Annotated in this window: 22 protein-coding genes; 13 read left to right on the top strand and 9 right to left on the bottom strand. The window is 63.6% G+C overall.

Going from position 1 to position 25,276, the window contains the following annotated elements:
• Position 1: 1 nt before the first annotated feature.
• Positions 2 to 1,054 carry a DUF2155 domain-containing protein gene (locus tag IVB31_RS19580; RefSeq protein WP_247325308.1) on the bottom strand — a complete coding sequence of 351 codons (1,053 nt, stop codon included), beginning with the start codon at positions 1,052 to 1,054 and terminating at the stop codon, positions 2 to 4.
• A gap of 127 nt (positions 1,055 to 1,181) precedes the next feature.
• Positions 1,182 to 3,296, bottom strand: coding sequence for a hypothetical protein (locus IVB31_RS19575; protein WP_247325306.1), 2,115 nt, complete (start codon positions 3,294 to 3,296; stop codon positions 1,182 to 1,184).
• Positions 3,297 to 3,786: 490 nt separating this feature from the next.
• On the opposite strand from IVB31_RS19575, the gene IVB31_RS19570 reads away from it, so the two are divergent.
• The 3 genes from IVB31_RS19570 to IVB31_RS19560 all read left to right on the top strand — a co-directional run bounded on the left by IVB31_RS19570 (position 3,787) and on the right by IVB31_RS19560 (position 7,689).
• On the top strand, positions 3,787 to 4,734 hold the full coding sequence (locus IVB31_RS19570) for an alpha/beta hydrolase (RefSeq protein ID WP_247325305.1): 948 nt from the start codon (positions 3,787 to 3,789) through the stop codon (positions 4,732 to 4,734).
• A gap of 11 nt (positions 4,735 to 4,745) precedes the next feature.
• Positions 4,746 to 5,747, top strand: coding sequence for a Na+-dependent transporter (locus tag IVB31_RS19565; RefSeq protein ID WP_247325304.1), 1,002 nt, complete (start codon positions 4,746 to 4,748; stop codon positions 5,745 to 5,747).
• A 169-nt stretch (positions 5,748 to 5,916) separates the two neighbouring features.
• Positions 5,917 to 7,689 (top strand): S53 family peptidase, encoded by a 1,773-nt coding sequence (locus tag IVB31_RS19560; protein WP_247325303.1) that lies wholly within the window; start codon positions 5,917 to 5,919, stop codon positions 7,687 to 7,689.
• Between the two features lie 49 nt (positions 7,690 to 7,738).
• Here the strand turns inward: IVB31_RS19560 and IVB31_RS19555 are convergent, their stop codons facing one another.
• Entirely contained in the window at positions 7,739 to 8,680 is a 942-nt protein-coding gene (locus tag IVB31_RS19555) for a GlxA family transcriptional regulator (protein ID WP_247325302.1), read from the bottom strand.
• Positions 8,681 to 8,771: 91 nt separating this feature from the next.
• Here IVB31_RS19555 and IVB31_RS19550 point away from each other — a divergent pair, with 91 nt between their 5' ends.
• Positions 8,772 to 9,458: a DJ-1/PfpI family protein gene (locus tag IVB31_RS19550; protein ID WP_247325301.1), complete on the top strand. Its 687-nt coding sequence runs from the start codon at positions 8,772 to 8,774 to the stop codon at positions 9,456 to 9,458.
• A 353-nt stretch (positions 9,459 to 9,811) separates the two neighbouring features.
• Here the strand turns inward: IVB31_RS19550 and IVB31_RS19545 are convergent, their stop codons facing one another.
• Entirely contained in the window at positions 9,812 to 10,219 is a 408-nt protein-coding gene (locus tag IVB31_RS19545; protein WP_247325300.1) for an NADH:ubiquinone oxidoreductase subunit NDUFA12, read from the bottom strand.
• A gap of 245 nt (positions 10,220 to 10,464) precedes the next feature.
• Between IVB31_RS19545 and IVB31_RS19540 the strand changes: the two genes are divergently transcribed.
• Complete coding sequence (locus IVB31_RS19540) at positions 10,465 to 11,112, top strand: BA14K family protein (protein WP_247325298.1); 648 nt, start codon at positions 10,465 to 10,467, stop codon at positions 11,110 to 11,112.
• 37 nt (positions 11,113 to 11,149) lie between these two features.
• On the opposite strand, the gene IVB31_RS19535 is transcribed toward IVB31_RS19540, so the two are convergent.
• The 3 genes from IVB31_RS19535 to IVB31_RS19525 form a co-directional block, all read right to left on the bottom strand.
• Entirely contained in the window at positions 11,150 to 11,398 is a 249-nt protein-coding gene (locus IVB31_RS19535) for a hypothetical protein (RefSeq protein ID WP_247325296.1), read from the bottom strand.
• Positions 11,398 to 11,697 (bottom strand): hypothetical protein, encoded by a 300-nt coding sequence (locus IVB31_RS19530; RefSeq protein ID WP_247325295.1) that lies wholly within the window; start codon positions 11,695 to 11,697, stop codon positions 11,398 to 11,400. Before IVB31_RS19530 ends, IVB31_RS19535 begins: the two co-directional genes overlap by 1 nt.
• A 113-nt stretch (positions 11,698 to 11,810) precedes the next feature.
• Positions 11,811 to 12,707 (bottom strand): LuxR C-terminal-related transcriptional regulator, encoded by an 897-nt coding sequence (locus IVB31_RS19525; RefSeq protein WP_247325293.1) that lies wholly within the window; start codon positions 12,705 to 12,707, stop codon positions 11,811 to 11,813.
• A 24-nt stretch (positions 12,708 to 12,731) separates the two neighbouring features.
• Between IVB31_RS19525 and IVB31_RS19520 the strand changes: the two genes are divergently transcribed.
• The 5 genes from IVB31_RS19520 to IVB31_RS19505 all read left to right on the top strand — a co-directional run bounded on the left by IVB31_RS19520 (position 12,732) and on the right by IVB31_RS19505 (position 16,697).
• A complete protein-coding gene (locus tag IVB31_RS19520; protein ID WP_247325291.1) occupies positions 12,732 to 13,019 on the top strand; it encodes a hypothetical protein in 288 nt (95 codons plus the stop codon).
• Positions 13,020 to 13,334: 315 nt separating this feature from the next.
• Positions 13,335 to 13,637, top strand: a complete 303-nt coding sequence (locus IVB31_RS19515) for a hypothetical protein (protein ID WP_247325289.1) — start codon at positions 13,335 to 13,337, stop codon at positions 13,635 to 13,637.
• Complete coding sequence (locus tag IVB31_RS33555) at positions 13,625 to 13,753, top strand: hypothetical protein (protein WP_256464333.1); 129 nt, start codon at positions 13,625 to 13,627, stop codon at positions 13,751 to 13,753. Before IVB31_RS19515 ends, IVB31_RS33555 begins: the two co-directional genes overlap by 13 nt.
• A 278-nt stretch (positions 13,754 to 14,031) precedes the next feature.
• Entirely contained in the window at positions 14,032 to 14,448 is a 417-nt protein-coding gene (locus IVB31_RS19510) for a response regulator (RefSeq protein ID WP_247325286.1), read from the top strand.
• Positions 14,445 to 16,697, top strand: a complete 2,253-nt coding sequence (locus IVB31_RS19505; protein WP_247325282.1) for a CHASE3 domain-containing protein — start codon at positions 14,445 to 14,447, stop codon at positions 16,695 to 16,697. Before IVB31_RS19510 ends, IVB31_RS19505 begins: the two co-directional genes overlap by 4 nt.
• Here IVB31_RS19505 and IVB31_RS19500 read toward each other — a convergent pair.
• Both IVB31_RS19500 and IVB31_RS19495 read right to left on the bottom strand, forming a co-directional pair.
• The gene (locus IVB31_RS19500; protein ID WP_247325276.1) at positions 16,694 to 17,620 is read right to left on the bottom strand and encodes an arginase family protein; all 927 of its coding nucleotides are present in this window, start codon (positions 17,618 to 17,620) and stop codon (positions 16,694 to 16,696) included. The two genes, IVB31_RS19505 and IVB31_RS19500, sit on opposite strands and share 4 nt — an antisense overlap.
• A gap of 107 nt (positions 17,621 to 17,727) precedes the next feature.
• The gene (locus IVB31_RS19495; protein WP_247325275.1) at positions 17,728 to 18,624 is read right to left on the bottom strand and encodes a DMT family transporter; all 897 of its coding nucleotides are present in this window, start codon (positions 18,622 to 18,624) and stop codon (positions 17,728 to 17,730) included.
• Between the two features lie 762 nt (positions 18,625 to 19,386).
• Between IVB31_RS19495 and IVB31_RS19490 the strand changes: the two genes are divergently transcribed.
• From IVB31_RS19490 to IVB31_RS19480, 3 genes are all read left to right on the top strand, one after another.
• Positions 19,387 to 23,157 carry a vitamin B12-dependent ribonucleotide reductase gene (locus tag IVB31_RS19490; protein ID WP_247325274.1) on the top strand — a complete coding sequence of 1,257 codons (3,771 nt, stop codon included), beginning with the start codon at positions 19,387 to 19,389 and terminating at the stop codon, positions 23,155 to 23,157.
• A 191-nt stretch (positions 23,158 to 23,348) separates the two neighbouring features.
• Positions 23,349 to 24,419 (top strand): RelA/SpoT domain-containing protein, encoded by a 1,071-nt coding sequence (locus IVB31_RS19485; RefSeq protein WP_247325273.1) that lies wholly within the window; start codon positions 23,349 to 23,351, stop codon positions 24,417 to 24,419.
• Positions 24,420 to 24,663: 244 nt separating this feature from the next.
• Positions 24,664 to 25,179 carry a ParB N-terminal domain-containing protein gene (locus tag IVB31_RS19480; protein WP_247325272.1) on the top strand — a complete coding sequence of 172 codons (516 nt, stop codon included), beginning with the start codon at positions 24,664 to 24,666 and terminating at the stop codon, positions 25,177 to 25,179.
• The last annotated feature ends 97 nt before the right edge of the window (positions 25,180 to 25,276 follow it).

Genomic DNA, 25,276 nt, shown 5'->3' with positions numbered 1-25,276 from the left:
CCTAGCGGCCGAAGCCGGGGAAACCGAACAGACCCGGCCGCTGCTCTGGTGGCGGCGGCGGTGGCGGAGCCGGCTGTTGCTGCTGGATCGGCGGCAACGGCTGCGGCGGACGCTGCTGAACCTGCTTGGGCGCGGCCTTCTTCTGCGCGGGCGGCGGTGGCGCGGCCGGCTTGGTCCCGGGATCCGGTGCCGCGGTCGCAATCGTCTGCTGCGGCTCTTTGCAGTCGGTGAGCCAGATGTCGTAGATCGGATGCTCGACGCCATGCAGGCCCGGACTCGCCGCATACATCCAGCCCGAGAAGATGCGCTTCACCTCACCCTGCAAGGTGATCTCGTCGACCTCGACGAAGGCGTCGGTGTTGGCGGCCTCGGTCGCCGGCCGCGTGTAGCAGGCATTGGTTTTGACGCGCAGCGCACCGAACTGCACGGTCTCGCCGAGATCCTCGTCGAAATTGATGATGCGCCCGGTGATCTTGTCGAGGCCGGAGAAAGTCGCTTTCTTGTTCACGATCTTCTGGGCCGGCGGTTCGGTGACGACCTCGTCGCCCGGCTGGAGGCTCGCCGGCGTCTGCGGCACGGCGCCTGCGGGCCCACCCTTCTGCTGCGGCTGGCGCTGACCGGGCGCACCCGGCTGCGGGGCGCCTTGCGGATTGGGCGGAGCGACCGCCACGGACGGCGGCTGGTTTGGCGGCGCGACGGGAGAGCCCGGTGGCGGCGCCAGGGGCTGGGTCTCGACCGGCCCCGGCATCACATTGCCCTGCCGTCCCGGCGGCGGCGCCATCGGGCGCGACGGCAGCACGCGACCCTGCGGCGGCAGCTCCGGCACCTCTTCATCGTCGTCGGGAATCTGCTGCGGCTGGGGCTGGGGCTGGCCGCGCGGAATACTGCCGGGCGGCCGCAGCGGCGGCGGATCGGAAAAGATCGTGCCGATCTGCGCCTGCGCCGGCGTCGCAGCCGTCAGTGCAGTTGCGGCCAAAAGCGCCGCAAGACCTGTCAGGGTAATGGTTCGAAACATCTCGCGCGGCTTTAACAGCGAATCGGGCTTGCTGGACATTCTACAGGGGATACCGCCGCTCGCAGGCCATCCGGTTAACACGGCGAATACGGCGGGAACAGGACGAAAGTAATTTCTGCAACAATTTCAACCCACCCAGCACCTTACGTTCTCGGGCGAAACCTCGTCAATGGAGCGTGAAATCTTGGCCGCCGGAACCCTTTCTGCGAGCCTGACCGCCCACAAACTCGATCTCCTTGTCGATGTCGAAGCCCTCAATGTCGACCCGAGCGAGGGCTGGCCTGAGCAGGCGCTTACCGAGCCAATTCAGGAAGTTCGAGGTTCCGAGCACGTGTGCTCCCCGGATGTGAGCTATCAAGTGATACAGGCCGAATGCGCCCGCGATCCCCAGCACCACCTTCCATGCAAGGTACTGCTTCAGGCTCCCGCCCGTAAGGAAGTCGTATGCCCCGGTACCCCCCATGATGAGGAGGATCACCAGAATGGTGCGGTCGATGATAGCGAGCAATCGATTTGTCCGGGCGATGGCGCGAGCGACACGGCCTTGTTCTCTCGCTGACACTCCAGCCAACGCGGATGTCGCCGCGTCAGCACGCGCCTCAGCGTCTTTGAGAGCGGTTTGGTCAGCCTTATGGCGCCTGTTCGCTCGCTGCCGGACGGCAGATTTCTCTGCCTCCATTGCAGCTTTCTCCTCTTCGATGGTGGCTTGACGCATCGCTTCGAGGAGTTGGTTGGCGTTCTCAGCCGTCACGACATGCTCATCATTGAGGGTTTCGTCGGCGAGGCGCTGGATGCTGCGATGATCTTGAATGAGCAGCTGGAATTGCGGCATCTTTTCGGGCGTTGCTTCTTGGAGCTTAGCGGCAACAGCGTCCTGCACTTCGGTACGCGCGCGGAGCACGCGGTCGCAGGTCGCGAGCAGGTGCGCCTTCGGGATATCCTGACCAGCAGGACCAAGCCCCGTGCGGAGCCAAGCCAGTGTTGCGAGTTCGCGCAGATGAACAACCGGTCCCGTTTGCACCTGATTGAGGAGCTGGCTCTGCAGACAATATCGGCGTGACGTGCGCTCGAACGTGGCGTTGCGCGTCACGAACACATACCGGCACCGGAAGAGGTCACTGCTGTGCCTGCCCTCGCGTAGGCGCATAGTCAGCGTGAGGGCCGTGGCATCGTGCTCCTTCGCGGCTACATCGCTACCCCACACGACTTGGTTCAGGAAGTCGTCATGGCGTTCTTGATCAAACCATTTTTGCTGGTTGGGGAATTGATCCAGGTCGATCGCCCTCACGGGGATCCTTACGTTGTCCAGCGCCAGCTCGGGATCTTTCGCCACCGCCTGGACATAGCTTTCCATCACCTCGCCAGAGCCCATGGCTGCATGCGTGGCGCCAAACCGCTTGTTATGTGGTCTGCTCAGCATCGTTGTGAGATTGTTCTGAATTTCCCCGATGGTCATGGGATAGACGACGATGGTGCAGCCGATACCGCGCAGAGAGTCGATGATCGATCGCACATCATCCTCCATCCGCTTGCCGGAGCAGCCAAGGTAGTCCAGCGCTACCGGGCCATCCAGGACGACAGTGAGGTTCACGTTGGTCGCCGGCTGCGTCGGCTTCACGAAGTCCTCGACGACTTCCGTGAGCAGCGCAATCGACGCAAGACGCGCGAAGTGCGGGACGTACTCCGGCTTCTTGGTGCACATCTGCTTCACGAACCGCGCGCTCATGTAGCGGTCATCGTTCGGCAGCGGCTTGCCGCCTTCTTCGAGCTGATCGAGTACCTGCCGCTCTTCTTCGGAAAACATCCGATCGACCTGCGCAGCGAAAGCGGCTTCCCCATATGCATCGAGTGAAAGCAGGAAGCGGATGAGGATTTCCGTCAGCTCCTCGCGGCTGCGGTGATAGTTGAGCAGATCGGTTACCCGAGGCGGAAACTTCTCAAACTCGTCGATGATCTTTTCCAAGATGTTAGAGATGTCATCGACTTTGGCGTCGGCAGGCTGCTGGTAATCGACGACATAGACACCGTTGGCCTTGCGCTGGATGTATCCCTTCTTCACCAGGCGCGGGATGAAGGCTTCGGCTATGTCACGATTGATGCGCCAGCGGTAAAGCTTTCGCGCGCCCTTAGCCAAGAGTTCGGGGTCAAAGACCTTGCCGTGCATCACCGCTAAGATAGGCTCAAAGAACGGGACAAGGGCGTCCAGAACGTCCCCACTACCTTGCTTCAGCTCCGACAGCGCCATGTACACGCGCAGCGCTCGTCGCGTCACGTTGCTCATACTCGCTTCCTTCGACTCACTTGGCCCAGGACAACCGGAGGGAGTGTAATGAAACTCTATCCAGCCGTTGACTCCCACAGTCAATGTTCATTCTTTGTTCTCATGCACGTCGACGCTTTCCACCGTCTTGATCAGTTGACCAGCCTCGACTCCTGGGTGGAGTGTGGCTCTGAGTTTCATGCAACGCGCGCATTCTGCCGCGCCTCCCAAGTCGAACTTCACATTCCAAGATTGCAGTCTTCCGACAATTCAATCGACTGCGGATAATTGGTACGTAACTGGTGCGCGAAATCGATAACTGGCTAATATTGTTCAAAATTCGAATGCCGGCGTAAACGGCGGGGGAAGGGCGGCTCCCTGCCCCTCCGGCGCCGTCTGGCCAGACCGGCTCCCGGATGGGATAGTCGGAAGCCCCTTCCCCGGGGGCCGAGGCGGCGCTGCCCCGAAAACGACATCCAACGACAATTGGAAACCCTTGAGGTCGCCCCCCATGCCCGTTGTGCTCGATCCCGACGCCGCCGCCGTCTACAAGGCCTTTCAGGAGGCCGGCCGCCCCGCCTACGAGACCCTGACGGCACCGGAAGCGCGGGCTTATTACGCGCAGGCGCGCTTTGCCACCAACCCCGAACCGCCCGAACTTGCGCGCGTCACAGAGCTCGCGATCCCGGCGCCGCACGGCACGATTCCCGCGCGCCTCTATGTTCCGAAAGAGCCGCGCCGACACGACGGCTTGTCCCCGGCGCTGGTGTTCTTCCATGGTGGCGGCTGGGTGATCGGCGATCTCGATTCCCACGACGTCGTCTGCCGCCAGCTCGCGGTCGAAGCCGCGCTGATCGTGATCTCGGTCGACTACCGCCTCGCGCCCGAGCACAAATTTCCCGCCGCCACCGATGACGCGATCGCCGCGACCAAATGGATTGCCGCGAACGCGCGCGAGCTCGGCATCGACGCCGCGCGCCTTTCGATCGGCGGCGACAGCGCCGGCGGCAATCTCGCCGCCGTGGTCGCGCTTTCCGCGCGCGACAACAACGGTCCCGCGATCGCGGGCCAGGTGTTGATTTATCCGGCCGTTGATTTCGCCATGACCCACGGCTCCCACAGCGAGCCCGAGACCAGCGTGCTGCTGACGCATTCGGTGATCCGCTGGTTTCGCGACCATTATCTCAAGGGCGCCGCCGACATCCACGACTGGCGCGCCTCGCCGGCGCGCGCGAAAAGCCTTGCCGGCCTGCCACCGGCCTATGTGCTCACCGCCGGCGCCGATCCCCTGCGTGACGAAGGCATCGACTATGCCGAGCGCCTCGCACAAGCGGGCGTGCCCGTGATCACCAAGCACTATCCCGGCCAGTTCCACGGCTTCTTCACGATGGGCAAATTGCTGCGACAGGCCAATGTCGCCGTGAGCGAGATCGGCGCGTGGCTGAAGGGATTGGGCTGACGACGTCCCGCATGCCTTCCGTTCTTCAAACCATCTTCACGTTCCCTCTGCGCGGGCTCGCCTGGCTTGGCGACCAGGGCACGCGCGGGGTGGCGGCCGTCGTATTCATTGCGCTCGCGGTACCTCCGCTCGGCGCGGTGCTGCGCCCTTACGTCACCGAGGCGATCCTCGTTCTGCTCTGCATCTCGTTCATGCGCGTCGATCTGGCCGCGCTCTACGGCCATCTGCGCCGGCCGGCACTGGTGGCGACCGCCACGGCCTGGACCACCATCGGCGTGCCGCTGATCGTCGGGCTGGTCGCGCACACCACCGGGCTCGACAGAAGCGCGCCCGGCCTCTTCCTCGCGCTGATGCTCCAGGGCATGGCCTCGCCGATGATGGCCGCGCCGGCGCTGGCGGCGCTGATGGGCCTCGATGCCACGCTCGTGCTGGTCGCGCTGGTGAGCGCCACCGCGATCGTGCCCTTCACCGCCTCGTTGTTCGCCAGCCTCTTCCTCGGCGGCATGCTCAGCATCTCGCCGCTCGCGCTCGGCGCAAAACTGCTCGGCATCCTCGCGATCTCACTGTTCGCCGCAACCATGATCCGCTGGATCTTCGGTGCCGAAGCGATCCAGCGCCACAAGCGGCCGATCGACGGCTTCAACATCATCATCCTGCTGATCTTTGCCGCCGCGATCATGGGTGACGTGGCGAGCGATTTCGTTGCCGCGCCCCTGTTCACGATCGGCATCGCGGCTCTCGCCTTCGCGGTCTATTTCACGCTGCTCGCCGTCACCACGCTGCTGTTCCGCCGCATCGGCACCGAGCGCGCCTTCGCGGTCGGCCTGATGGTGTCACAGCGCAATCTCGGACTGATGCTAGCGGCGACCGCGGGCGCGCTGCCGGCCACCACCTGGCTGTATTTCGCCCTCACGCAGCTTCCGATTCACCTCGCGCCCTATTTGCTGACGCCGATCGCGCGGAGATTGACGGCGCGGCCGCAGCAAGCGCTGACGGACGCCGTCGGTCCCTGACCAGACGTCGCGCGCCCTGAACCACACCACCAAAAATTGAGCATCGCGTGGCCAGCCTCGCGCCAGAACTGCTATCTCTGGATGTTTGTCCGAGATACAACATCCTCCTTTCAAGCTGGCGCCGTCGAGCGTCTTCGGCTCCATAACATTTCGAACGGAGGATATAGCAATGACCCAGGCCATGATTGCGATTCCCGGCAGCAGGCGCCTTCGTCCAAGCGACGCCCAACTCGTCCAGGCTGCAGATCCCGCCGAACAGATCGAGATCAGCATTTATGCCCGCCGCAACGCGCGGCCGGAGGACGTCAAACGCAACATGGAAGCCGAAAATCTCAAGCTGCCTTCGCAGCGACATTACCTGACGGACGCGGAATTCGACCGCACCTATGGCGCGGACCCCAGGGATCTGGACCATATCTCGGCCTGGGCCAAGGAGTGCGGGTTGAAAGTCCTCGACGTCAGCGTCGCCCGGCGCAGCGTGCGGGTGAAGGGCTCGATCAGCGACATCAACAAGGCATTCGGCACGCAGCTCAACGAGTACTCGCATGCCAAGACCGGCAGGTATCGCGGTCGAGAAGGCGAGCTGCACGTCCCTGACGACCTCGTCGGCGTGATCGACGGCGTATTCGGCCTCGACACGCGCAAGGTCGGCCGTCCGCGCTTTCGCCGCAGCCGTTTCTCCTCCGTCCCCCTGCCCGCCACGGCGCAAGCACGCGCGGCGAAGGCCGGACCAGCGAGCCCGGTCAATCCGTTCCCCGGCAGTTTCTTTCCAACGGATCTTGCCGCGCTCTACGATTATCCGCCGAAGACCGACGGATCGGGCCAGAACATCGCGATCTTCGCCTTCAACGGGACGGACCCGGATCCGCGCGGCGGCTACAGCCTGCCGGCGCTCCAGACCTATTTCGAGCGCCTCGGCGGCGTCACGCCGTCGATCACCGATGTCGTCGTGTCCGGCCCCGGCAACAATCCGGGTCCCGATACAAAAGCCTCGGGCGATCGGGGCGATGCGACCGGCGAGGTCATGCTCGACATGTGCATCGTCGGCGCCGCCGCGCCCGGTGCAAAGATTTTCATGTACTTCACCCAGTTCACCAGCAAGGGCTGGGTCGATGCCCTGCACCAGGCCATCACCGACAAGAACAACATCTCGGTGATCTCGATCAGCTATGGCAATCCCGAATCCGACCCGCAAAGCGCGTGGACGGCGATGGGTGTCAGGGTCGTGAATGCGGCCATGGAGGCGGCAGCTGCCAAGGGGATCACCATCCTGACCGCGTCCGGCGACGATGGGTCGAGCGACGGTGTCGGCACGCAGGCCAATGTCGATTTTCCCGCATCGAGCCCGCATGCGATGGCGGTCGGCGGCACCAAGCTCGTCGCAACCCACGGTGCCCGGCCCGCGATTGCCAGCGAGGTCGTCTGGAACGAAGTCAACCTGGACGAAGGCGCCACCGGCGGCGGCATCAGCGCCCTCTTCACCAAGCCGATGTGGCAGAACGGCGTCAACGTTCCGCCGTCCTCCAATCCGCCGCACAAGATCGGACGCGGCCTGCCCGATGTCGCCGCTGTCGGCGATCCCGAGACCGGCGTCGTCGTGATGCACATCAATGGCCGGAAGCTCGACATGATCGGCGGGACCAGTGCTTCGGCGCCGCTTTGGGCTGCGCTGGTCGCGCGCCTGAACCAGGGCCTGTCGACTCGCTGCGGCGACCTCAATCCGCTGCTCTACACCCGATTTTCCTCCGGTGTGCTGCGCGACATCGTCAAAGGAAACAATGGAGCCTACGCGGCCGGTCCGGGCTGGGACGCCTGCACCGGTCTGGGGACGCCGCGCGGGCAGGCGCTGCTCGCCGCGCTGTCGGGCAACACAAAAAAGCGAGCGGGGGCAAAGCGCCCGGCGCCAAGGCGACCGGCCGCAAAACCACGCGTCCGCAAATAGCCGCGCGCCCTGCCGGTGGTGATGACTCCTTAGGCCGGCAGCCGAGCTCTCAGGCGCTGCGCGCCGCGCGCCGCAGCGCCTGCGGCGGCTGGCCGAAGGCGCGGATGAAGGCGCGCCGCATGCGCTCGGGATCACCGAAGCCGGTCGCCTCCGCGACGAGCTCGATCGCCTCGCGCGAGGACTGCACGCGCTCGCGCGCGACCTCGATCCGCAGGCGCTCGATGGCCTTGGACGGTGTCGTCCCGGTCTCGGCGGCAAAGGCGCGGGCAAAATGCCGCGCGCTCATGCCAGCGCGATCGGCGAGATCTTCCACCGTCAACCGCGCGTCGAGGTTCTCGCGCGCCCAGGACAACAGCGCGCCGAAGCGGCCGTTCGGCGTCTTCAATTCCAGCAGCGACGAGAATTGCGACTGGCCGCCGCTGCGGCGATGATACAGCACGAGCTGGCGCGCCGTTGCCTGCGCGATCTCCTCGCCATGATCCTCGGTGACCATCGCCAGCGCGAGGTCGATACCTGCGGTGATACCCGCCGACGTCCACACGTTGCCGTCATGCGTGAAGATCTGGTCCGGCTCGAACTTCACCTTCGGATAGCGCGCGACGAAATCGCGCGTCCGTCCCCAATGCGTGGTGGCGCGGCGGCCGTCGAGCAGTCCCGCCTCGGCCAGCACATAGGCGCCCGAACAGACGCTGGCGATCCGCACACCGCGCCGCGCCAGCCGCTGCACGAAGGCACGCGTGACCTCGCAGCGCGCGGCGTCCGTGACGCCTGCGCCGCCCGCCACGACCAGCGTCGTGATCGCGTTCGCCGATCTGAAATCGCGCGCCATCATTTCCACGCCGGACGAGCTGCGCACGGGCCCCGCGTTCATCGCCAGCACCCGGATTCCGGTCGTCGTCTTGCCGGTGCAGCGCGCCGCGATCTCGAACACCGAGATCGGGCCGGCCGCATCGAGCAGCTGGAAATCGGGGAAGATCAGGAAGCCGATCATGGTCTTGTCCGAAAGAGAGGGAAATATGCCATTTTGGACTGCAGCGCATCATGCCAGTCTGCCGGCGTCAAGCTCAGAATTGGAGGCTCTCATGTCGACACCGCTCCAGATCGGACTTCTGGTGTTCCCGCGCGTCACGCAGCTCGACTTCACCGGACCCCTCCAGGTGTTCTCTTCCGTCCCGGGTGCAAAACTGCATTTGATCTGGAAACGGATCGAGCCGGTGCCGAGCGATTCCGTGCTCACGCTGACGCCGACCATGACCTTCGCCGATTGCCCGCAGCTCGACGTGATCTGCGTGCCGGGCGGCCGCGGCACCGACGACCTGCTCAATGACGAGGAGGTGCTGGATTTCCTGCGCAGGCAGGCCGAGGGCGCCAAATACGTCACGTCGGTCTGCACGGGATCGCTGGCGCTCGGCGCCGCAGGCCTGCTGAAGGGTTACCGCGCCGCAACCCATTGGAGCGCGATGGAGTTGCTGAGCCAATTTGGCGCCACGCCGACCAAGACGCGCGTCTGCGTCGACCGCAACCGCATCACTGGCGGCGGCGTCACCGCGGGGATCGATTTCGCGCTGACGCTGGTGTCGATTATGATCGATCGCACCACGGCGGAAGCGATCCAGCTCGGGATGGAGTACAATCCCGCGCCACCCTTCAATTCAGGTTCGCCGGATACGGCGCCGGCCGCGGTGCTCGCTTCGGTGAAGGAGCGGATCGCGCCGTTTCAGGCGCGCCGCATCGAGGCGGCGAAGCGCGCCGCGACACGGGTGATGTGAGCACAGAAAAAGGCCGCCCGGTTTCCCGAGCGGCCTTTCCTGTCTTACGGCGGCTGCACATTCCATCGGGCGATTTCGGAACTTCCAGACCGGGGGCCTATCTCCCGATCGAGTCCTGGTCGGCGGCCGCTGCATCTCGGGACAGTCGCGAACTGTTGCCCGAACCGAACGCGATGGTCTCCCATCTCCGTAAGATGGGACCATTGAGCCGCATGGCTCGCGTGACCGCAACGCCCGCGCAGGAATCATCCCCGCTGTTCGCGTTGTCCACAGCAGGGCGAGGCGGATGCGCCTGCATCCACTCGCACGACAAGGATTGGGCGGCGGTCCGAAGGCTAGCCAGGCGTCTAGGGCTAGCCAGGCGTCCATGGCTGATAGTCGCCGGTCGCCTTCGGACGCTTGCCGCTGGCGAGCGTCGAGCCCGACGGACGGTAGGCATTGGGCGTGCCGGTGAGATTCGGCTGGTGCGGCTTTTCCCACTCGCGCGGCTGGTAGTTGTCCTGAGTCGGCGGCACGTCGACGGTATGATGGATCCATCCGTGCCAGGACGGGGGGATGCGGCTGGCTTCAGCGTAGCCGTTATAGATCACCCAGCGCCGCTCGAAGCCGAGCGTCGGGTCGATCACCCCGCCGCGGGTGCGATAATAGAGATTGCCCTGCTCGTCCTGGCCGACCAGCTCGCCGTACCGCTTGGTCCAGAGTTGGGTGCCAAAGGTCTGGCCACTCCACCAGGTGAAGAACTTGAGGAAGAACTGTTTCATGCGGCAAGGGCCCTGCTTCGTCGGGTCCTGATGCCATCCGGGCGGCGAAATGTCCAGTTCGGCGGGTGCGGCGGCGCCCCGCCCGAAACGGGTGACACCGGCATGACGCCGCCGCAAATCGGACGCGATCCGTTCATGCCCGGTACAGCGGCCAGATGAGACGCTCCCTAACGCACGCAAACCGGCGTGATCCCAGGAACCCTCACCCTTTCGAGGGGTTTGCTTCCGGGAAAAGGAGTTTGACCATGAACAGTATCAAAGTTTTGAGCGCCGCGGCGGTGATGGCGCTGGTTCTTCCGTTAGCGACGCCGAGCTTCGCCCAGGGCCATGGTGGCATCGGCGGCGGCGCTCACTTCGGTGGCGGTGGCGGCGGAGCCCATTTCGGTGGCGGTGGCGGCGGAGCCCATTTCGGCGGCGGCGGCGCGCGAATGGGCGGCGGCAGCTTTGGCGGCGGTGCCCGGATGGGCGGTGGCGGCGGCAATTTCGCGGCCGGCGCAGCGATGCGTCCGAGCGGCGGCGCCGCCTTTAGCGGCGGTGGTGGCCGCAGCTTCGCAGCTGCGGGCAATCACTGGCAGGGCGGCGCCGGAAACTGGCACGGCGGCGGAAACTGGCACGGGGGCGGATGGCGTCATCACGGCGGTGGGTTCTGGCCCGGTGTCGCGGCGGGTGCTGCGATCGGCGGCCTCGGCTCATACGCCTATTACGGCGGTGGCGGCTATTACAACGACCCCTACTACTATGGCGACGACAGCTACTATGAGGAGCCGTCAGTGGCGGTGGTCCCCGACAGCGGCGGTGACGCGACCGCCTATTGCGTCCAGCGCTTCCGGTCCTACGACCCGGCGTCAGGCACCTATCTCGGCAATGACGGCCTGCGTCATCCCTGCCCGTAAGACGGCGTGAAGCAAGTAACCCCGGGCGGCGTCGATGCTATCGGCGCCGCCCCCGCGTTTTGATGGGCTGGCTGCACTTCTCCAGCTTGCGATAGAGCTCCAGCCAGCGCCGCTCGCGCGCCGTCAGCGGCTCGCCCTCGTACGACCACGCCGGACGCCCGTCGTCGTCGAGCGGTGCGCTGGCATCGAGCCTGTCGAACTCCGCAAGTTCGTCCGGCGTCGGACCAAGTGCAATGGATGCGACCGCGCATGTGAGCCGGCCGGCCCCGCGCGACGGACCAGCCATCACGCGATCTCCGAACGCCGCGGCAAGAAGCGGCGGGAATTGGCAACGCCCGGCCGCGGATCGCCGCCGCGCGGATTTTCCGTGCCCTCGCGCAACGCGCCAATCAGCCTGATGATGTTCACCGGAATGAGCGCGCCATGAAGGATGGCAATCGGCGCGAGATGAAGCGCGAAGGCATAGGTCAGGAAAGCCACATTGCTACAGAGCGCCACCAGCCGGAGCGGGACCATGCGGTGCATGGAGAAAGTCAGGAACACCAGCGACGACGCGACATACCCGGTCAGTTCCACCCATCGCATGGCAGACCTCATTTGCGAATTCCGCCCGGTCGGATCGGCACGCGACGCCCCGGATTGCCTCGCCACCTTACGGCATCGGCCTCCCTCGCGTCGTCACCCCGCCGGGTGACGCATCAGTGTTCCGAATCCGTGTCCCCGATCCGCACACCGCCGATCGCCGTGATGAGGCTGGCGAGCTCGGCCTGACGTCCGGTCGCGGTCTTGGCGAATACTCCGCGCAGATGCGTCTTCACGGTGTTGGGCGACAGCCCCAGCGACTGCGCGTTCTCGATGATCGTGTTGCCCGACGACGCCGCGAGCGCGACGCGCGCCTCGGCATGCGTAAGCCCGTACGCGTCCATGATCTGTCTAAGCGGGATCGAACGTCGGTTGGCGGGATCGATGGCAAACAGCAGCACGGCCGCGTCCTTCACTCCCGCGTCCGACAACCGCCCGAGATCCTTGCCCCGAATAGATGAGACGAGAATGGTCAGGAGCCGGCCATCGAGATCGTGCGGAAGGCTCATGGTGCCGCCGGCCGCTCCCTGAAGCGCCGCCCGGATCAACTCATTGAGCCGCGGTGAATGTGCCGGTGAATATGTCCCGATCGACGGCTGGAGCCGCAAGGTCCCCTCCTCCGCCATCCGCCGAGCGGTCGAATTGGCGAACAGGACGCGCGCCTTGCGGTCGAGAACGATGACGCCGTCGGCAAGTCGGTCGAGGACATCGAATGCTGCTTGTTGCATGGCCAGGTAGCCGTCGATCCGAAATCCAAGCGTCACCGACCGACACAGATGCGGCGACAGCCACTGCAAAACCCGCTGCTCGTCGGCATCGAACGGGCCCCGCCGCACGCTGCGACAGATGTTGAAGGCGGCCCGAAAATCCTCGCGTGCCGCGAGGGCGATCATTCCGTTGTGCCCGACCTCCTGCGGTCTCAGCACCTCGTCATAGAATGTGGTGGACCGAAGCTCCGCCAGCGGAATCGCTTCGTCGGATATCACCAGCCGCCCGATCGGCTTGTTCTCCATGTGTCGCGACCATGGATTTTGCATGTGCCGCTCCTGGTAGGCGCGATTGCACTCCTCGCTCAGACGGGCGTTGAAGTCGAAATAGACGCGCTCGGCGGACAAGGACTGACCAAACAGGATACCGCCCTCGCTGCGCGTCAGATCGGCGACCGCTGTGAGCGCACGGGGCCACACGTCATTCTCGGCCGCGGCGTCGTAGATGAGGTCGAGGACCTTCTCGATCTGGTCGCCGGAAAAATTCACCGCACTTCCCTGCCCAAGGCCGTCGACAGCAACCGGCTGTCCAAACAGTCTGGGGACGCAACGTCATGATAACACGGCGCACAATTTGAAGCCTCACCCATAGGGGTTAGATGGCCTCGAGAGCGGCCAGGAATTCGTGTCCGCACTCTTTCGCCGCAGTGTCCTCAGCATCGTGGAAAGTGCTCCCGTGCCCGCTTTCTGAGCAGAGAGCCAATTCGAAAGTACGATCGCAAGTGTGCTCTGCGTGCCACGGCCGCCGCCAAAGCGATACGGCCTCACCCAGGTGGGCGACGCGACGAATATCACTGATCGCTATCGAGATTGCAGACGATTGCGAAACGCGAGTCGAAACGTCCGCAAGGCGCGAATAAGACGGGAATTGGAATGCCACGATCAAGTCGCGAGAATTACGAAGCCGGCATCAGCCACCGTGTTGCGCGCGATTGCTTCCTTGCGCGCTATGTCGCAGGCCCGTTGATCGTTTCGGCAACGCTGTTGGCAGGCCAGTCTGCACGCGCAGACTGCACCCCACAGGCAGCCGGACAGTCGAACCTGATCGCGACCTGCACGGGAACGACGATCAATCAGGGCGGTGGCGCTCCGGGAACAAGTGTGGGTGCCAATGGCTATGGAACCGCCGCAGAGAACGCGATCGTCACGGTCGAAAGCCGGCGATGCTCGGCGTGACGCCGGCGACGATCAAGACGCATCTGCGCCACTGCTTCGAGAAGACCGGGACTCATTCGCAGGTCGAGCTGTCGCGCCTGCTCGCAACGTTTCCGGGGATCGATATTGCCCGGTGAGCGGGCTCGGCGGACGAATAATATGACGGCAAGCCGCGGCAACTGCCGATTTCTCGCTGCGGCGAGCAACCTTTCCCAGTCCCCTCGACTTAACTCAATCAGTAATTGAAAACCGATGAATTCACGCGCCGGGTCGCGCCCCGCTCTCATTAGGGAACCGGCGTCCTTGGCTATGCACCGCGCCGTGCATATATACGATGGTCCAATCCCAAATTGACCCGACGCGCGATTCACCTGTATCAACTTGACTGTGGGGACTTCGATGACTGGGAAGTGTCATGCCGCGTATTCTCGTGGTTGATGACGATCCGATGGTCGGCGCGACCATCGAGGTCCTCCTCCAACGTCAGGGCTTCGACGTCACGTTGACCGACGGCGGAGAGACGGGTCTGGCTGCGCTCGAAACACAAAGTTTCGACGCGATGCTGGTTGACATCTTCATGCCGCATATGCGCGGCTTCGAGTCCATCCGCATCTTTCACGAGCGCGCGCCGGCGGTTCCGCTGATCGCGATGTCCGGCTACGCCTTCGCGTCATCCGCCTCGCCCTCCCCCGATTTCCTCCGCATGGCGCTGGAGCTCGGCGCAACACGCTGCCTGCGCAAGCCGTTCACGCCGGGCGCGCTGCTGACCACGATCCGGGAATGCCTCGCGGGCGAGAGCCCGCAGCCGAAGGACAAGAAAGAAGCCCCTTGATCCCAACGCAGCGCATCATTCTCGGTACCGGACTTGCCATCCTCCTGATCATCACCGCAGCTTCGATCGGCCTCGACGTCAAGTCGCGGTCCGATGCGGCATGGGTCCATCATGCCGTCCGGGTGCTGAAGAAGATTTCCGATTTGCGCGTGCTGATGCGCAGTGCCGAGAGCGCGACGCGCGGCTACGAGATCTATCGCAGCCCGAGCTTCAGGGACGAGTTCCAGGCGTTGCAGGCCCAGATCGCGCCCGCGCTCGCCGACCTCAAGCTGGCCGTCCGCGATGATCCCGACCAGGTTGCGCTGGTGGAGAGCACCGAACCACTCACGCTGCGCCGGATCGAGATTGCCAGCACCGCCATCCGGCTGCGCGCCGACAACGAGGAGACGGCCATCCTCGCGCTTCAGCGCAAGGGCGAGGGCATCGGGCTGATGGTGACCGTGATGGCCAACCTCGACCGTCTGAGTGCCGAGGAAGAGCGATTGCTCGCCGCGCGCTCGCAGGATTCGCGCCGTACCGGCATCGTGCTGCTCGGCATCGACGTCGCCGGCGCGCTGGTGATCATGCTGCTGGTCGTGATGGTGATGCGCGAGAGCCAGCGCACCCAGGGCGCGCTCAAGAGCACGCTGCTGGAGACCACGGCCGCCAATCAGCAGCTCGAGGCCGCAGTGGCCGAGCGCACCGAGCATCTGGTCACCGCGCATGACGAGCTGCGCCTGTCGGTCAACGTGCTCCAGAGCACTTTTCGCAGCATGGCGGAGGCGGTGCTGGTCATCGACGCCGAGGGCAACGTGCTTCTGTCAAATCCTGCCGCGGAGCGCATGCTGCTGCACCGGACCGGCATGAACCTGCGCAATCTGCGCACGATGTCCGACGTGTTTCACGGCGACGGCGTCACCCGGCTCAAGCCCGACGAGTTGCCGTCGGCGCGCGTGCTGCGCGGCGAGCAGTTCGAGGACATGGAGATGATCGTCCGCCCGCACAGCGGCAATGCTCCCCGTCAGCTCATGATCAGCGGCCGGCCGATGCTGGACGGCCAAGGCAACATTTCCGGTGCGGTGCTGGTCTATCACGACGCGACGATGTCGCGCGAGACCGAGCGGCAGCTGTACCAGTCGCAGAAGCTGGACGCGATCGGCAAGCTGACCGGCGGCGTCGCGCACGACTTCAACAACATGCTGACCGTGATCTCCGGCAACACCGAGACGCTGGTGGCGAGCCTGAAGGGCCAGCCCGAACTCCAGCGCACGGCGCGGCTGATCGACGAGGCCGCCGAGCGCTGCGCCGAGCTGATCCAGCATCTGCTCGCCTTCGCGCGCAGGCAGCCGCTGCAGCCGCGCAACGTCGAGATCAATGCAGCGGTCGCCGATATCGCAAAACTCCTGCGTCCCACCCTCGGCGAACATATCCAGATCGAGACCGTGCTGGAACAGGGGCCGATGACCTCGCACATCGATCCGTCCCGGCTCACCAATGCCGTGCTCAACATGGCGATCAACGCCCGTGACGCCATGCCGAACGGCGGCAAGCTGCTGTTCGAGGCCCATCGGGTCGTGCTCGACGAGGCCTATGCGCAAAATAATCCGGACGTACACCCCGGCCCTTACGTGATGCTCGCCGTCAGCGACACCGGCACCGGCATGCCGGCCGAGGTCCAGCAGCAGGCGTTCGAGCCGTTCTTCACCACCAAGGAGGTCGGCAAGGGAAGCGGCCTCGGCCTCTCCATGGTCTATGGCTTCGTCAAGCAGTCCGGCGGCCACATCAAGATCTACAGCGAGGAAGGCCACGGCACCACGATCAAGCTCTATCTGCCGCCGGGCGAAGGCACCACGGAAGTCGCCGCTTCCGTCGCGCCGCAGGCCGAAGGCGGCGCCGAGACCATTTTCGTGGTCGAGGACGATCCGCTGGTGCGCAACTTCGTCACCGCGCAGCTCCAGAGCCTCGGCTATCAGACCGTCGCCGCGCCCGACAGCAAGGCGGCGCTGGACCTGATCGCGACCGGCCAGCCGTTCGATCTCTTGTTCACCGACGTCGTCATCCCCGGCGGCATGAGCGGGCGCGAGCTCGCCGAGGAGGTCGCAAAGCGCCGGCCGGGCCTGAGGGTGCTCTACACCTCCGGCTACACCGACAACGCCATCGTCCACCACGGCAAGCTCGACGACGGCGTGATGCTGCTGACAAAGCCCTATCGCCGCAACCAGCTCGCCGAGATGATCAGGAAGGCGCTGGGAAAGACGCCGGTCGGCTAGAGCATCTTATGCTTGGCGATGCATCCAATGGCGTTGCAGATGATCCGCGCCGCGCAGATCGCCCCAATATTCTGCACGTCACGCTCAGGCACCAATTCGACCAGATCGAGACCGACTATCCTCGCCTTCGAGGCCACGCCCGCGATCAGGTCTATGACGTCGAAATAGGACAGGCCGCCCGGCTGTGGAAGGATCACGCCCGGAATTACGGACGGATCCAGTCCGTCGCAGTCGATCGTGATCAGGCAATTCGAGTTCTCCTCGATTGCGCTCAGGACGGTATGGACGCCCTGCCTTTTGATGTCTCGAGCTGTGAAAATCCTGGAGCCCCAGTTTCGCGCGCGACTGAGTTCCTGGAGGCCAGAGCCGCCTATACCCCGTAAACCGACCTGCACGATGCGTTCGATCCAGGGCATCTCGCTGGCGCGCCGCATCGTGCTCGAAAATGTATGTGCCGAGCCATCGCGCCGGTCCTTCCAATCCAGATGCGCGTCGATCTGCATGATCGTCAGCTTGCCCATGTCTTCGAACGCCTCGAAGAACGGTATGGGGACGGAATCATCACCGCCCAGCAGCACAGGTACCGCGCCGGATGCCAGGATCTTTTTCGTTGCCGTTCTGATCACATTGCGATTTTCTTCCGGGGCGTCGGGTGACGTGGGAAGATCACCGCAATCGAAGACGCGGATTTGCTCTCGATCGAGCAGGACCCCGTCCTGGTCGAAGTCCCATCTTGAAAGATCGGCCTGGTAAACCCGCAAAGCATTGCGAATGGCCGTTGGGCCATTTGCGGCGTGGCTGGTCCGGCCCTTCAGGTGGGGCGTGGCGTCGGCAGCTCCGAAAATGACGATGTCAGATGCGGGAAGAGGCAGAGCGAGATCACACGTCGCTACGCCGAGAAATGTATTGCGGTCGGTCGCCATGGAGGACTCGCGGGAGGTACTCAGTCCGGCAAGGAGGCCTAATCCGCAAGACCTCCACGAGTTCCTGAACTGCTCTTGCCCGAGCCGACGGCCGAAGCCCTCCTCGACTACCGCGTCGCCAGCACCACGGCGGCCATCGTGAACACCAGCGCGGCGATCTGGCCTGCGCCGAGCGGCTCGCCCAGAGCCAGCGCCGACGCCACCACGCCGATCACAGGCACCGCCATGGTGCCGATCGCGGCGACGGAGGCCGGCAGACGCGAGAGCGCGGCGAACCAGCTGACATAGGCAATGCAGAACTGCACCACGGTCGAATAGACCAGCAGCCACCAGCCGACCGGCGTCACCCGCGACAGATGCGTGGTCTCGACGAGGAGGCCGATGATCGAGATCGGCAGGCAGCCGATCCCGATCTGCCAGGCCGCGGCCGTGATCGGCGGCAGATGGATCGGGTACTTCTTCGAAAACACCGTGCCGAGCGCGAAGCCGAGCGCGCCGCACAGCGCCATGACGATGCCCGGCAGCTTCTCCACGCTGGCGGCGACGCCGTTGCCGCCCATGATCGAGGCGAGGCCAACGAAAGCCATCACCAGCCCCAGCGTGCGCAACAAGGTCGGCCGCTCGCCGAGCACCGGCCAGGCGATCAGCGAGGCCCAGACCGGCATGGTGTAGGCGATCAGCGCCGCCTCGCTCGCCGGCAGCCAGAGCAGCGCCAGGCCCATCAGCACCATCCAGCCGGTGACGTTGAGGATGGCGGCGGTCAGGAGGCGCGGCCAGATTGCGGGCGCCACCTTCAGGCTCTGCCGGCGCATCACCGCCAGCGCCGCCAGCAGCACTGCGCCGAGCACGCCGGTCACCCCGCGGAGCGTCAGCGGCGGCAGCTCGGAGAGCAGGAATTTCGTCACCGGCCAGTTGAAGCCCCAGCCCACCGAGGTGATGGCGAGGAACATCAGGCCGGCCGGGGCGATGCGCGGTCGCGCATCCCGGCTGGTCGAATCAAGCATGTGGGGTACCCGGCAGAAAACGAGCGTCAGCTTGGCGCGGATTCGGGGCCCGTACCACCACCCCGGCGGGCATGCCTGCCCTCACCTTCCGTACCCCTACGTGAGTCCCGCCGAGGCAACCCCGTTGCTCAAAAATATACCTGCCCTGTGAACAGCGGGGTGAAGGCTCCGGAACACCACGGGACGCAAATATTTTCGATTGGGAATCCCTGAGGACTCACCGATACTTGCCACCAGAACAGACGCGGGCATGCCCCCTGTTATCCCCCGCAATCCACCATATTTAGTATTTGATTCAGGAACTCGCACTAGTTCTTGACGGGCGCAACGGAGAGTCCTAGCTTTCGATCCGTTCGGCGCGAGTGTGTTTGCGTCCCGCCGGCACTCCCCCAAAGGGTTCGCAAATTGCCACTCCGCCAAGCCAGACGAAGGCAGCGGGAGACGGGCTTGTCTGCCCACGGAAGCGGACTTTTCGGGCGCCAGAACGGGCCGGCAACAGGCTCGGATGGCATCGGTAGACGTTGTGATGTTGTGGGGCGTTGAACGCATGTCGGGCGCATCCCCTTGGGGGCGGATGGGCGTGGACATGCCGGCAGGTCGAAAGGTGCTCGCACCGAACCACCGCCGGGAGAAAAAGGGCCGGGTCCACCGGCTGAACTGCGAAGCCTTTGGGCCACAAGCCCGGCAGGCCTCGCGAACCGAAATATCGACCCGGTCGCCTTGCGGAGGCGTTCCGGTTAAAAATAAGGACGGGGCAAGACAATGCGGATCGAGCGGCGCCACACCACTTCGGGACAGTCACCTTACGCTGGGATCGAATTCCGGCAGACCACGTCGGAGATCAGGAATCCCGACGGCTCGGTCGTGTTCAAACTTGATGGCGTCGAGGTGCCGACCGAATGGTCGCAGGTCGCCTCCGACGTCCTCGCCCAGAAGTATTTTCGTAAAGCGGGCGTCGCCGCGCGCCTGAAGAAGGTCGAGGAGGAATCCGTCCCCTCCTTCCTGTGGCGCTCCGTGCCCGACACCGAGGCGCTTGCCCTCCTGCCCGAGAAAGAGCGCTTCGTCAGCGAGCTCTCGGCCAAGCAGGTGTTCGACCGCCTCGCCGGCTGCTGGACCTATTGGGGCTGGAAGGGCGGCTATTTCACCAGCGACGAGGACGCCCAGACGTTTTACGACGAACTCCGCTACATGCTGACCAAGCAGATGGTCGCGCCGAACTCGCCGCAATGGTTCAACACCGGACTGCATTGGGCCTATGGCATCGACGGCCCCGGCCAGGGCCATTATTACGTCGACCCCTTCACCGGCAAGCTGACCCGCTCGAAATCGTCCTATGAGCATCCGCAGCCGCATGCCTGCTTCATCCAGGGCGTCAGTGACGACCTCGTCAACGAAGGCGGCATCATGGACCTCTGGGTCCGCGAGGCCCGTCTGTTCAAGTACGGCTCCGGCACCGGCTCCAACTTCTCGCGCCTGCGCGGCGAAGGCGAAAGGCTCTCGGGCGGTGGCCGCTCGTCCGGCCTGATGAGCTTCCTCAAGATCGGCGACCGCGCAGCCGGCGCGATCAAGTCGGGCGGCACCACGCGCCGTGCGGCCAAGATGGTCGTCGTCGACGCCGACCATCCCGATATCGAGACCTATATCGACTGGAAGGTGAAGGAGGAGCAGAAGGTTGCCGCGCTCGTCACGGGATCCAGGATCAACCAGAAGCACCTCAAGGCGGTGCTCAAGGCCTGCGTGAATTGCGAAGGCTCGGGCGACGATTGCTTCGATCCCGAGAAGAACCCGGCGCTCCGTCGCGAGATCAAGCTCGCGCGCCGCAGCCTGGTGCCCGACAATTACATCAAGCGCGTCATCCAGTTCGCCAAGCAGGGCTACAAGGACATCCAGTTCGACGTCTACGACACCGACTGGGATTCGGAAGCCTATCTCACGGTCTCCGGCCAGAACTCCAACAATTCGGTCTCGCTCAAGGACGACTTCCTGCGCTCGGTCGAGACCGACGGCGACTGGAATCTCGTCGGTCGCACGACGAAGAAGATCACCAAGACCCTGAAGGCGCGCGACCTCTGGGAAAAGATCGGCTACGCCGCCTGGGCGTCGGCCGACCCCGGCCTGCACTTCAACACCACCATGAACGACTGGCACACCTGCAAGGCGTCCGGCGACATCCGCGCCTCCAATCCGTGCTCGGAATACATGTTCCTGGACGACACGGCGTGCAACCTTGCCTCTGCGAACCTGCTGACCTTCTACGACATCCCCTCCAAGCGCTTCGACGTCGAGGGCTACGAGCATCTCTGCCGGCTCTGGACCATCGTGCTCGAAATCTCCGTGATGATGGCGCAGTTCCCGTCGAAGGCGATTGCCGAGCTCTCCTACGAGTTCCGCACGCTGGGCCTCGGCTATGCCAATATTGGCGGCCTGCTGATGACCATGGGCCTGTCCTATGACAGCAAGGAAGGCCGTGCCATCGCCGGCGCGCTGACCGCGGTGATGACCGGCATCACCTACAAGACTTCCGCGGAGATGGCGGCCGAGCTCGGCACCTTCCCCGGCTACAAGAAGAACGCCGCGCACATGCTGCGCGTGATCCGCAACCACCGCCGCGCCGCCCATGGCCAGTCCAATGGCTACGAGGCGCTCGGCGTCAACCCGGTGCCGATGGACCTGGTCTCCTGCCCGCAGGCCGATTTGGTGACGCATGCGCAGGCGGCCTGGGATGCGGCGCTCGAGCTCGGCGAGAAGCACGGCTATCGCAACGCCCAGACCACGGTGATCGCGCCGACCGGCACGATCGGCCTGGTCATGGATTGCGACACCACCGGCATCGAGCCTGATTTCGCGCTGGTGAAATTCAAGAAGCTCGCAGGCGGCGGCTACTTCAAGATCATCAACCGCGCGGTCCCCGCAGCGCTGCGCGCGCTCGGCTATCGCGAGAGCGAGATCGCGGAAATCGAGGCCTATGCCGTCGGCCACGGCTCGCTCTCCAACGCGCCCGGCATCAACGCCTCGACGCTGAAGGCCAAGGGCTTCTCCGACGAAGCCATCGCCAAGGTCGAGAAGGCCTTGCCGACCGCCTTCGACATCAAGTTCGCCTTCAACAAATGGACCTTTGGCGAAGACTTCATCCGCGACCAGCTCGGCATCGGTGCCGAGGCGATCGCGGCCCCCGGCTTCGACCTGCTCCAGGCCGTCGGCTTCACCAAGCGCGAGATCGAGGCGGCGAACGTCCACATCTGCGGCGCGATGACGGTGGAAGGTGCTCCGCACCTCAAGGCCGAGCACTATCCGGTGTTCGACTGCGCCAATCCCTGCGGCAAAATTGGAAAGCGCTACCTGTCGGTCGAGAGCCACATCCGCATGATGGCGGCGGCGCAGCCCTTCATCTCGGGTGCGATCTCCAAGACCATCAACATGCCGAACGACGCCACGGTGGAGGACTGCAAGTCCGCCTACATGCTGTCGTGGAAACTCGCATTGAAAGCCAACGCGCTCTATCGCGACGGCTCAAAACTCTCCCAGCCGCTCAACTCGCAGCTCATCAGCGATGATGAGGACGAGGACGATGCAGCCGAAACGTTCTACGAGAAGCCGATGGCGGCGCGGACCGCCCAGGTCTCGGAAAAGATCGTCGAGAAGCTGGTCGAACGCATCATCGTGATGCGCGAGCGCGAGAAGATGCCGGATCGCCGCAAGGGCTACACCCAGAAGGCGGTCGTCGGCGGCCACAAGGTATACCTGCGCACCGGCGAGTATGACGACGGCCGGATCGGCGAGATCTTCATCGACATGCACAAGGAAGGCGCCGCGCTCCGCTCCTTCATCAACAACTTCGCCATCGCGGTGTCGCTCGGCCTGCAATACGGCGTGCCGCTCGAGGAATATGTCGACGCCTTCACCTTCACCCGCTTCGAGCCGGCGGGCCCCGTGCAGGGCAACGACAGCATCAAGTACGCGACCTCGATCCTCGACTATGTCTTCCGCGAACTGGCGGTGAGCTACATGTCGCGCTTCGACCTCGCCCATGTCGATCCGACCGAGTCGAACTTCGACGCGCTCGGCAAGGGCGTCGAGGAAGGCAAGGAGCCGGAGGAGCCGAACCACCAGGCCAACAGGCTGGTCTCGCGCGGCCTCACCCGCTCCCGCACCGACAATCTGTTCGTGATGCGCGGCGGCTCCGCCGCGATCGCATCCGGCAATGACAGTGCGCCGGCAGGCGGCAGCAAGGTCACCTCGCTCGCCTCCCACGGCGCTACCGCCCGCGGCGCCGGCGATGCCCTCGAAGGCGCGGTCGCCCTGAAGCAGGAAGTGGCCCATGACCTCTCGCCCACCGAGAAGTTAGAGGCCCTGCAGTGGAGCAAATCCGGCACCGCGCAGACCATGGTGCCCTCCAAGGCCGAGCGCCGCGCGGAAGCCAAAGCCAAAGGCTATGAGGGCGAGATGTGCAGCGAGTGCGGCAACTTCACGCTGGTGCGGAATGGCACCTGCATGAAGTGCGATACGTGCGGAAGTACGACGGGGTGTTCGTGAGGCGCCGACCAAGGCCAATGAATTGTAGCTGACGAAGACGAGGGCGGCCTAAGGCCGCCCTTTTTCGTGCCCAATGCTTACAAACTCGACATATTCACTCTATAATTGCGCATATTTATTTCATCAACCAACGCATCTAATCCGCAGTCATAGACTGAGCCCATCGTGTATCCCGAAAGAGTTGTTCAAGCATGGACGCATCAGATCCTACAAAAGCTGTCGACGACCAACACAAGATTTGGCTGGACGAGGTATTGCCTAACCATGAGCGGTTAATGCCGATCGTCCAATCGCTACTCGAAAGCATGGTTCAAAAGGAAAAGATCGAGTACCTAAGCGTGACCGGAAGAGTAAAGAACCGAGACGAAGCGCTGAGAAAGATCACGAGCAAGCAGTATCGAGAGCCGCATCTTCAGCTCACTGATCTTTCTGGAATACGAGTGGTAACCTTCCTAGAAGCCCAAGTCATTGCCATTAGCGATGTCGTTCGGCAATTATTTGAAGTTGATAAAGGAAACAGTCTCGACCGAACAAAAACTCTCGGTCTTGATCGGCTGGGATATCGATCGACGCATTTCGTCTGTACGCTAGGGAAGCGGCGCGCGCCATTACCCGAATACGCGGCTCTTGGAGAGCTAAAGTTTGAAATTCAGGTACGAACGGTCTTGCAGCATGCGTGGGCTGAACTGGCGCATGACAGCTCCTTCAAATTCACGGTCGCGTTGCCGTCGAAAATCGAACGAAAGCTAAATCTCTATTCTGGAATGTTGGAAATTGTTGATGCTGGATTCGATGAAATCTCGAAGGAGATTGACAACTATCGTGCGTCGCTAGAACACAAGACCATCAATCAAATATCCGATGCCGAAATTGACTCGATCTCACTTCAGCGCTTCATCGAGGAAAGCAGCATTGCGCTTGGTCTTCCGCTTGAAAGTGCAAACGCTGACGTACTTTCGGATGAACTGCGACTATTTGGAGTAAAAACAATTGGTGGCCTTCAGCAATTGCTTACGCCTGAATTTGAGCAGGCATATAAGGCGCAAATAGATGATGGATATGGAGTTGGATTCGTTCGCCTACTGTTGATGTACAACAATATTGACCGCTATTTTGAGCTCGCTTCTCCCCCTTGGGGCGAAATGCCAGTGAAGCCTTATAAATTCCTCGTTTCGAAATTTGGGGAAGACAAGGTGCAAAAGCTCCTAAAGCAACATGAGAAAAGCATTGAAGGCAACCTAGAGCGGTCCGGCCAAGATTGAACTTGGGAATAGCGGTGACAGTGCTGGACTGCACTTAATTCCCTCGCTCCAATCTGCGGCTTCGGCTCGCGTTTGGTGCGCGGCGGCAATTGAATGCACTATCACCGAAATCGCAGATTTGTTCCTGCTTCGGTGCTTATCATTCCCCGCCTCCGAATTGCCTTTGCGGTCGAGCCCTTCCCTCCTAAACTCCTGACATCACCGGCATGGGTTCCGACGGGCCCGGTAAAAGCGGAGTCGAGTTATGCCCAAACCGGAAAGCTTTCCGATCGAGAAGATCTTCGTTCCCACGAAGCAGAAGAAAGCCATCAAGCCCGAGACCGTCGGGGAGATCGCGGAAAGCATGCTGGACATCGGACAACAGGCTCCCATTTCCGTTCGGCTCGACGGAGACCGCCTCGTTCTGGTCGATGGACTGCATCGGCTCGAAGCCTGCAAGGCGCTCGGCGAGACGACCATTCTCGGGGTCCTGGTCCCGGCCGAGCTTGCTCAGCACAAGCCGCAGCTCGCCGAACGCCCCGAGGTCGAGGCAGAGCGCCTCAAGATGGCGCGATTGAAGCAGTTGCGCCTCGAGAAGGAAGCCGCTGAGGCATCGACGACTGCCTTGAGGAGCGTCCACGCAACGGATGCGCCGCGCACCCGTTCGACGAAAGGCACCCGTGACAATCCAAAGGCATCACCGGGCCGGACCGAGAAATCCAGACCGAAAACCTTGTCGGACTGGATCACGCAGCAAAAGGGCACCGGCAGCCGCTATTGATTGCCGGCTCCAGAATTCTGGCGCGTGAGGTGGGTTAGCGGAGCGTAACCCACCTCTTTTGTTTTCTACGGCAAGTCGTGGCGGGTTACGCCTTTGG

The sequence above is a fragment of the Bradyrhizobium sp. 21 genome (assembly GCF_023073335.1).
Classification (GTDB): domain Bacteria; phylum Pseudomonadota; class Alphaproteobacteria; order Rhizobiales; family Xanthobacteraceae; genus Bradyrhizobium.
This window is presented reverse-complemented; position numbering and strand designations above follow the sequence as displayed.